General features: G+C 35.7%; 1 protein-coding gene and 2 pseudogenes. 2 read left to right on the plus strand and 1 reads right to left on the minus strand.

Annotated elements, in window-relative coordinates:
* Both KH893_RS10965 and KH893_RS10970 read left to right on the plus strand, forming a co-directional pair.
* Nucleotides 1-118, plus strand: a pseudogene (locus KH893_RS10965) (IS30 family transposase); the annotation flags it as partial.
* 144 nt (nt 119-262) lie between these two features.
* Nucleotides 263-1,450: an ISL3 family transposase gene (locus KH893_RS10970; protein ID WP_281166165.1), complete on the plus strand. Its 1,188-nt coding sequence runs from the start codon at nt 263-265 to the stop codon at nt 1,448-1,450.
* 161 nt (nt 1,451-1,611) lie between these two features.
* Here KH893_RS10970 and KH893_RS13250 read toward each other — a convergent pair.
* Nucleotides 1,612-1,842: pseudogene (locus tag KH893_RS13250) on the minus strand (IS110 family transposase); the annotation flags it as partial.
* Nucleotides 1,843-1,969: the final 127 nt, after the last annotated feature.

The following is a 1,969-nucleotide window of genomic DNA, read 5'->3' on the forward strand; positions in this document are numbered from 1 at the left end:
CAAGACAAACGATGAAATTCAGGGAATAGTCAACAAATTAAATTTCCGTCCAAAAAAATGTTTGGATTGGCGCACACCATATGAGGTCTATTTTGGTAAAGTGTTGCATTTAATTTGACAATTCAAGTATTAAAGAACATGGCATCCTATGATACGATTTAAGTGACTAAACCCAATCGAAAGAAGGAAAAAACCATGTCCCAATTAGATTCTATCGCACGCTTACTCGAAATAAAAGACTCAAATATCAGTTTCTTTAAAGTTGAAGATCTTAGAACTGTTAGATCTGGCGTTGTTTATCATTTTCAAGGCGATCCATGCTCGCCTTAGTTATCAGCTTTCTCGTTGCCCGCACTGTGGCTTTGCATCGCTGATTAAAAATGGTACTACTTTGACAAAGCTCCGTTTGACGACGCTCAACGGTCCAATGATTTTGTTGTATCTGCGGAAACAACGTTATTTTTGTAAATCTTGTCAGACTACTTGTGGTGCCAACACTCCAATCGTTGAAAAAAATCATTCTCTTACCAGAGGTCTCAAATCAGCAGCTGTCTTTAAATTAGCCAAACAATCACTGCCTGTTACGACGATTGCCAAAATAGTCGGGATCTCTCCTAGTTCAGTTACACGGATTTTATATCATGATTTTCAAAGGCCTCAGCGCCTAGCCCAACTTCCTGAACATCTTTGTTTTGATGAATTCAAATCAGTTGCCAGATCGTATTCATTTATTGCTATCGCTGCTAAAAAGCACAATTTGATCTCAATTCTTGATGATCGCTTGTCTAAAAACATTTGTGCTTACTTTGAAAATCGCTATTCTCTAGAAGAACGTTCAGCTGTCAAATCGGTTGTCATTGATTTAAATGCCAATTACCAGCTTTTCATCAAACGACTTTTCCCGCATGCTAAAATCATTATTGATCGCTTTCACATTGTTCAATTGGTAAATCGGGCTTTCGATCAGCTTAGGGTTACAATTTTAAAGCAACAAAGCGATAAGCATAGCCGGATTTACAAAGCTTTAAAAATCAATTGGCGCTTGTTTCATAAAGATGCAGAAAAAGTTGATGATTCTAAAGTGAAATATTTCAGGGGAATCAATGAATATATGACCCAACAAAATCTAATTGATTTAGGACTTAGTGCAAGTCCAAAGCTTAAATACGTTTATGAAACAGCACAACAAATTCAAGAATCAATTAAAAAGCATGATGTGAAAAAGCTCTGCCTTACCTTGAACAATTATCAAAAGCAAAGCTCACCAATGGATACTTCAATTACAACTCTGAAGAAAAACTTAAAATATGTTTCAAACAGCTGTGAATCAGCGTTTTCCAATGGACCGATCGAAGGAATCAATCGCAAAATTAAAGCACTTAAACGCATCTGTTACGGATTCAAAAATATGGACCATTTTTATGCCAGAATTCTTTTAATTGTAAAATAAAGAAGCCCCCTATTCAGAGGACTTCATGGCTCCACCAATACGATTTCTAATATGATGTCAAGTATCAACTCATTTAAAAAAGAGTACGCTAAACAGTGATAGCTTTTTGACAGAAAAAAGCTGTCATAAATATCAACTGTACTAGTATTTAAATAGTCAGCTTAATGGGAGGTTCTCGCGTAATTATAAATTTGGTTTGTGCGGACCAAATTCATAATCGTCCTATCAAGCCTATTCACACAAGCAATCATGGCAACCATGTCCGGTTTAGGATGTGGTCCTTTTTTTAGCTTATAGTAGTAATCCACAATGTGATTATCAATACGTGCTTGATTTCTAAGCATGGATCTGATCATTTCAAACATAATGTAACGGGCACTACTTTGACCTCTCGGGAGTTTGACACTTTTTAAAATAAAATCCTCCATAAAGCCTGATATGACTTTATTTTTTTGTCAATTTTTCCCTTTTAATTTGTAGTACTTTGTGGTACTCTATAATTAGAAAGGATGTGAATCA

Source organism: Liquorilactobacillus sicerae (assembly GCF_029916425.1).
Classification (GTDB): domain Bacteria; phylum Bacillota; class Bacilli; order Lactobacillales; family Lactobacillaceae; genus Liquorilactobacillus; species Liquorilactobacillus sicerae.